This is a genomic window from Blastomonas sp. CCH1-A6 (assembly GCF_001556365.1).
GTDB lineage: Bacteria > Pseudomonadota > Alphaproteobacteria > Sphingomonadales > Sphingomonadaceae > Blastomonas > Blastomonas ursincola.
Window position 1 is genome coordinate 1 of the sequence record NZ_LSIS01000039.1, and the last position, 728, is coordinate 728.

The following is a 728-nucleotide window of genomic DNA, read 5'->3' on the forward strand; positions in this document are numbered from 1 at the left end:
GCGCAAATGGCCGCTGCGGCGGATCATCGAGGCGATCCTGTATCTGCTGCGCGGTGGGCTGCCCTGGCGGATGTTGCCGCCCTGCTTTCCTCCGGTCTCGACGGTGCGGCGCTGGTTCTATCTGTGGCGCGACAATGGTCTGTGGCTCTCGCTCAATCACGCCCTGCTGCTGATCGGGCGGGAAGCCCTCGGGCGCGAGGCTTCTCCGAGCGCTGGGGTCATCGACAGCCAAAGCGTGAAAACCACGGAAAGCGGCGGGCCTTGCGGCTATGACGCAGGCAAGAAGATCAAGGGCCGCAAGCGACACATCGTGACCGACACCGAGGGCAATCTCGTTCATGCCGTGATCCACACCGCTGACGTGCAGGATCGCGATGGCGCGCCGTTTGTTCTGGCCGAGATCATCCGCCGTCACCCTTGGCTCAGGCACATCTTCGCCGATGGCGGCTATGCTGGCGACAAGCTTCGCCAGGCGCTGCGCAAGATCGGGAAGTGGACGGTCGAGATCATCAAGCGATCCGACCATGCCAAGGGCTTCGAGGTCCTGCCCAGACGCTGGGTGGTCGAGCGGACCTTTGCGTGGCTCGGTCGCAACCGCCGCCTCGCCAAAGACTTCGAGCAGACCATCGCATCGGCAACCGCGTGGCTGTTCATCGCCTCAATTCAGCTCTTCGTCCGCCGTATCGCAAGAGCATGAAATCTATCGCGATAATTTTGAATCAGACTCT

At 62.4% G+C, this 728-nt stretch carries 1 protein-coding gene; it reads left to right on the forward strand.

Annotated features, from left to right (window positions below):
• Positions 1–697, forward strand: a 697-nt coding sequence (locus tag AX735_RS01810) for an IS5 family transposase (protein ID WP_066274713.1), incomplete at its 5' end; no start/stop codon positions are given.
• Between the last annotated feature and the right edge of the window lie 31 nt (positions 698–728).